The organism is Sphingomonas sp., from assembly GCF_035758555.1.
In the GTDB taxonomy this organism is placed as follows: Bacteria; Pseudomonadota; Alphaproteobacteria; order Sphingomonadales; family Sphingomonadaceae; genus Sphingomonas_B.
Genome location: NZ_DASTXI010000231.1, coordinates 1 through 5,080, shown reverse-complemented (window position 1 = coordinate 5,080; position 5,080 = coordinate 1). Strand labels below are relative to the sequence as shown.

The window sequence follows — 5,080 nt, the reverse complement described above, 5'->3', positions numbered from 1 at the left end:
GGTGTAGCGGGTGCCGAGCTCCGCCTCGATCGCGGTCGGCCGGATGCGGGTGCCGCGGGCCTGGGCGCGGGCGGAGGCGAGCCGTGCCTCCAGCGGCGCCATCGTCTCCGGGTCCTTCAGCGGATTGCCGGGCGAAACCAGCCACCACAGCTCGTCCAGCTCCAGCGCCCGGATCGCGAACAGCGAGATCGCCCGATGCCCGCCATGCGCCGGATTGAAGCTGCCGCCAAGGAGGCCGATGCGGGTCAAAGCAACGGGCGCCAATTCTGGCTTTGATGGACGACGCGCAGGACACGCAGTTCAGCGTGCGTCGCTCGGTAGATGATCAGAAAGGGCGTGCGGCCGACCTTCCACTTGCGACGATTCGAGCCTTCCACCGGCGTTCCGCCGCCCGGGGTGTCCAAGAGGAGTTCAGTCGCATCGCGCAGCGCCCGATAAAAGCCGACAATCAGATCGTCGCGGTCGCGCCAATAGCCCTCAATGTCAGCGATGTCCTCTTTTGCCCGATGGGCATAGATCAGCCGCCTCACGCCGCCTTCGCGCGCTTCATTCGTACCTGAGCAGCCGCGATGCGTTCATCGAACCACACATCCATATCTTCTTTCGTATGATAGCGGCCTTCGTCGATATCCCGCTCGCCTTCATCCACGAAATCCAGAAACGCCGTCTGCTCATCGATATAGGCCTTAACGGCAGCCGCAAGGATCCAAGACCGCGATCGGTCCATTCGCGAGGCCAGTGCATCAAGCCTTCCGACCATTTCTTCGGGCAGGCGAGCGGTAACAACGGAAGTCGTCATCCCCTCTATATAAATGATGTATACATCTGATTCAACCGCGCACCTGCCCCGTTCCGCGTCCCACCCACTTGTAGGTCGTGAGCCCTTCCAGCGCGACCGGGCCGCGGGCGTGGAGGCGGCCGGTAGCGATGCCGATTTCGGCACCCATGCCAAACTCGCCGCCGTCGGCGAACTGGGTCGACGCGTTGTGAAGCACGATCGCGCTGTCGACCTCGGCGAGGAAGCGCCGGGCCGGGGCGGCGTCTTCCGTGACGATCGCGTCGGTATGGCCGGAGCCGTGCGCTCCGATATGGCCGAGCGCCGCATCGAAGCCGTCGACGATCGCGACCGCGCAGACGGCGTCGAGATATTCGGTGTCCCAGTCCGCCGCCTGGGCGGGCCGGATGCGCGGATCGAGCGCCTGGGCACGGCCGTCGCCGCGCACCTCGCAGCCGCGCGCCAGCAGCGCTTCGACCAGCGGGATCGTCGCCTGATAATCGGCATCGATCAGCAGCGTTTCCATCGCTCCGCAGATACCTGTGCGGCGCAGCTTCGCATCGAGCACGATCGCTTCCGCCATCGCCGGATCGGCCGCGTGGTGGACATAGACATGGTTGTTGCCGTCCAGGTGCGCGAGCACCGGCACTCGCGCCTCTGCCTGGACCGCCGCGACCAGCGACTTGCCGCCGCGCGGCACGATCAGGTCGATGCCGCCCGCCGCACGGAGCATCGCCGAGACCAGGGCACGGTCGGGATCGTCGACCAGCTGGATCGCCGCCTCGGGCAGGCCGGCGGCGCCGAGGCCTGCCGTCATCGCCTGGTGCAGCGCGCGGTTGCTCGCCCGGGCTTCGGAGCCGCCGCGCAGGATCACCGCGTTGCCCGAACGCAGGCACAGCGCGCCGGCATCGGCGGTGACGTTCGGGCGGCTTTCGTAGACGATGCCGACCACGCCGATCGGCACGCGCACGCGTTCGAGCCGGAGGCCGTTGGGGCGCGTGCGGGTGTCGATCACCTCTCCGACCGGGCACGGCAACGCGGCGATCATGTCCAGCGCGGCGGCGACTGCCTCGACGCGCGCTGCATCGAGCCGCAGCCTGTCGCGCATCGCCGGGGCGAGATCGTGCGCGCCGGCCAAATCCTCGTCATTCGCCGCAAGGATTGCCGACGCACTGTCCCGGACGGCACCGGCCGCCGCATGAAGGGCCGCAGCGGTGCGCGCGGGATCGGCGCGCGCCAGCTCGGCCGCGGCCATGCGCGCCTTCTTCGCCATGTCGGCGATCCGGTTGTCAGGCGATATCATCGCCGGCCGCCTAGCATGGCCGGCACGAACTCTGCTACGCTTGCGCAATGACGGGGATCGAAGCGACAGGGGACCTGGTCACCGGGGCATTGGTGGCGGGTGCGATCGAGCGGGCAGGCGGCGAGCGGACGGACGACGGCGCGCCGCACGCGCTGTGCCTCAATTGCGGGACGGCCTTGCTGGGCGATTACTGCCATCGCTGCGGCCAGCCCGAGCACATCCACCGTTCGCTTTCGGCGATCTGGCACGACCTTGCGCACGGCGTGCTGCATTTCGAAGGCAAGATCTGGAACACGCTGCCGCTGCTTGCCTTGCGGCCGGGCGAGCTGACGCGGCGCTTCATCCATGGCGAGCGCGCCCGCTTCGTGTCGCCGATGGCGCTGTTCCTGTTCTCCGTGTTTCTGATGTTCGCGCTGTTCAGCGCGGTCGGCGCGCACATGGAAGTGCCGGAGAACAAGCCGGCGACGGAAACGGCGCAGGCCGCCGCACGGGCCAAGATTCCCCAGGTCGAGGCCGAATTGTCGCGGCTGAAGCAGCAAAGGGCGAGCACGCCTGCGGCAGAACGGGATGCGCTTGAAAAGAAGATCGACGAGGCCGGGGACAATCTCGAAGGGCTGAAAGCGGTCACCGACTGGAAGCCCGGTCGCCCGATGGACCTGCACACGGGATGGCCTGGGGTCGACGCGGCTTTGAAAAAGGCAAACGAGAACCCGAACCTGCTGCTCTACAAGCTGCAGTCCAGCGCCTATAAATTCTCCTGGGCGCTGATCCCGCTCTCGACGCCCTTCGTATGGCTGCTGTTCGCGTGGAAGCGGCGGTTCAAGGTCTACGACCATGCGGTGTTCGTGACCTACTCGCTGTCGTTCATGACGCTGATGGTGATTGCGCTGACCGTGCTCGGCGAAATCGGGGTCATGGACGGCCTCATCGTGATGGCGGCAATGCTGATCCCCCCGGTGCATATGTACCGGCAATTGCGGGGCGCATACGGGATCGGACGGCTGAGCGCGCTGATCCGCCTGAGCGCGCTGCTGATGTTCGCGCTGTTCGCGCTTGTCGCCTATCTGTTGCTGCTGCTCGCGATGGGCGTGCTCGGCTAGGGAGCATCCGTGACAGTCTTGGGGCGGCGCGGTCGCGTCTTTCCGCGAACTAGGGTGTGTACTCATATCCAGCATCGGCGTGACGGGGCGTATTTTGGCCTGTGGATAGGAGCGAGGAGGGCGCGATGCGGGACATCGCAACCGACGAGCGACGCCGCCACAGGCCAAAAGACGCCCCGCCCCGCAGGGGTCGCGGTGGGAGGCGCGCTGGCTACGTCGCTTGCTTGCGCGTAGCTTCAGCTACGCGTCTGCGCCGCGCTCCTACCCAGCGCACCTCCCACCGCGATCACGCTCGACGCTGGATATGAGTACACACCCCAGGGCGATTTAAGACCAACCAGTCGCTCGTCCCGAGCGAAGTCGAGGGGCGCTTCTCCAGACCTTGTGCCAGCGCCCCTCGACTTCGCGCTGACGCGCTCCGCTCGGGACGAGCGGAGAGAAATCAGCTCACCCCAACCGTCTCCCCGCCCAGACGACACGCCCGATCACGTCCAGCCGCGACAGGTCCAGCGTCGGCCAGCTGGTATAGGCCGGGTTGTCGCTCTTGACCGAGACGCGGCCGCGGGCACGGTCGACGATCAGGCGCTTGACGTTCAGCGCCCCGTCCAGCCGCAACACGTAGATGCCGTCGCGCAGGGCAGGCGCGGCATCGCTTAAGTTGACCAGGATATCGTCGCCGTCATTGAGCGTCGGCGACATCGAATCGCCGGTCACCTGGATCACCGACAGCTGCGCGGGATCGAGCTTCAGTCCGCGCAGCCAGCCCGGATCGAAGCGCATCCGCGCCCGCGCGCGTTCGTCGTCGGCAAAGGCGCCGGGACCGGCCGACGCCTGAACGTCGAGCACCGGCACCGAAATCAGCGCCTCGCCTTCGTCCTCACGGCCGCCGAGCAGCGCCTCGGCCACGCCGAAATAACGGGCGAGCGTGCGCCGGTCTTCCTCGTCCAGCTTCTTCGGCACGCCGCGCTTGATGAATTGCTGGATATAGGCGGGATTGCGGCCCAGCAGCCGGGACAGCGAGGCATAATCCTCCCGCCTTTCCCGGATCAGCGCGTCGAGCGCGGCACGAGCATCCCCGTCCATCAATTCTCCTTAGCATAGGAATTATCCTAGACAAATAGGAAAATGCCTATGAGATAGGAAAACTCCTATCGAACGCGAGTCGCGGAAGGGGAGTGCGATGATTTTGAGGCAAATTGAGCGTTATCTGCAGCGGAGCGGCATGTCGGCGACGCGGTTCGGGCGGCAGGTCGCGCGCGACCCGCGGCTGGTGCACGACCTGCGCCGCGGCCGCGAGCTGGGTCCGGGGCTGCGGCAGCGAGTCGAGACATTTATCGGAGCGGGCAAGTGAGGCGCCCCGATCCGCACCGCGCGCTGATCCGTGCGCTGACGGCGCGCTATCCGGGCCTGCTGGTGCTGACCGGCGAGAGCGAGCCCTGGGCCAGCGTCACCTATACCGGCGCGCGCCATATGCTCGTCTGCGCCGCAGGGCCGGACCTGACCGGGATCGGAGAGCAGGAATTCGTCCTGCCCGGCCATATCGTCGCCGATATCCATGCCGAGCGCGTGGGCGACCGCGTCACGATCGAGGCGCTGACGATCGAGGACGCATGACGCCGGCGCTGGGAACGCCTTCATCTTCCACGCATTCCTGCCCATGTGGCGGACCTCAGCACTTCGCATCTTTCCTTTGTCGATGACGAGATGCCGGGGATCACCCGCCGCCGCACCGGCCGGGCGTTCGGCTATTTCGCGCCCGACGGAAAGCGGATCACCGACCGCGACGAGATCGACCGGCTGAACGGCGTCGGCCTTCCCCCCGCCTACGAGAACGCCTGGTTCTGCCCGGACCCGGACGGCCATATCCAGGCGATCGGCTGGGACGAGCGGGGGCGAAAGCAA

At 66.8% G+C, this 5,080-nt stretch carries 7 protein-coding genes and 2 pseudogenes; 4 read left to right on the top strand and 5 right to left on the bottom strand.

What is annotated here, in order from left to right:
• The 4 genes and pseudogenes from VFT73_RS13875 to VFT73_RS13860 all read right to left on the bottom strand — a co-directional run.
• Nucleotides 1-249: pseudogene (locus VFT73_RS13875) on the bottom strand (nicotinic acid mononucleotide adenylyltransferase); the annotation flags it as partial.
• The gene (locus VFT73_RS13870; RefSeq protein ID WP_326412438.1) at nt 246-530 is read right to left on the bottom strand and encodes a type II toxin-antitoxin system RelE/ParE family toxin; all 285 of its coding nucleotides are present in this window, start codon (nt 528-530) and stop codon (nt 246-248) included. The gene VFT73_RS13870 and the pseudogene VFT73_RS13875, both read right to left, overlap by 4 nt.
• Nucleotides 527-799: a CopG family ribbon-helix-helix protein gene (locus VFT73_RS13865; RefSeq protein WP_326412436.1), complete on the bottom strand. Its 273-nt coding sequence runs from the start codon at nt 797-799 to the stop codon at nt 527-529. The genes VFT73_RS13870 and VFT73_RS13865 overlap by 4 nt, the downstream gene beginning before the upstream one ends.
• Before the next feature lie 31 nt (nt 800-830).
• On the bottom strand, nt 831-2,078 hold the full coding sequence (locus tag VFT73_RS13860) for a glutamate-5-semialdehyde dehydrogenase (protein ID WP_326412434.1): 1,248 nt from the start codon (nt 2,076-2,078) through the stop codon (nt 831-833).
• A 47-nt stretch (nt 2,079-2,125) separates the two neighbouring features.
• On the opposite strand from VFT73_RS13860, the gene VFT73_RS13855 reads away from it, so the two are divergent.
• The gene (locus VFT73_RS13855) at nt 2,126-3,178 is read left to right on the top strand and encodes a DUF3667 domain-containing protein (protein WP_326412432.1); all 1,053 of its coding nucleotides are present in this window, start codon (nt 2,126-2,128) and stop codon (nt 3,176-3,178) included.
• A gap of 447 nt (nt 3,179-3,625) precedes the next feature.
• Here VFT73_RS13855 and VFT73_RS13850 read toward each other — a convergent pair whose 3' ends face one another.
• The gene (locus VFT73_RS13850) at nt 3,626-4,261 is read right to left on the bottom strand and encodes a S24 family peptidase (RefSeq protein ID WP_326412430.1); all 636 of its coding nucleotides are present in this window, start codon (nt 4,259-4,261) and stop codon (nt 3,626-3,628) included.
• Between the two features lie 97 nt (nt 4,262-4,358).
• Here VFT73_RS13850 and VFT73_RS13845 point away from each other — a divergent pair, with 97 nt between their 5' ends.
• The 3 genes and pseudogenes from VFT73_RS13845 to VFT73_RS13835 form a co-directional block, all read left to right on the top strand.
• Nucleotides 4,359-4,529, top strand: coding sequence for a hypothetical protein (locus tag VFT73_RS13845; protein WP_326412429.1), 171 nt, complete (start codon nt 4,359-4,361; stop codon nt 4,527-4,529).
• Nucleotides 4,526-4,792, top strand: coding sequence for a hypothetical protein (locus tag VFT73_RS13840; protein WP_326412427.1), 267 nt, complete (start codon nt 4,526-4,528; stop codon nt 4,790-4,792). Before VFT73_RS13845 ends, VFT73_RS13840 begins: the two co-directional genes overlap by 4 nt.
• Nucleotides 4,793-4,882: 90 nt before the next feature.
• A pseudogene (locus VFT73_RS13835) lies at nt 4,883-5,080 on the top strand (DNA topoisomerase IB); the annotation flags it as partial.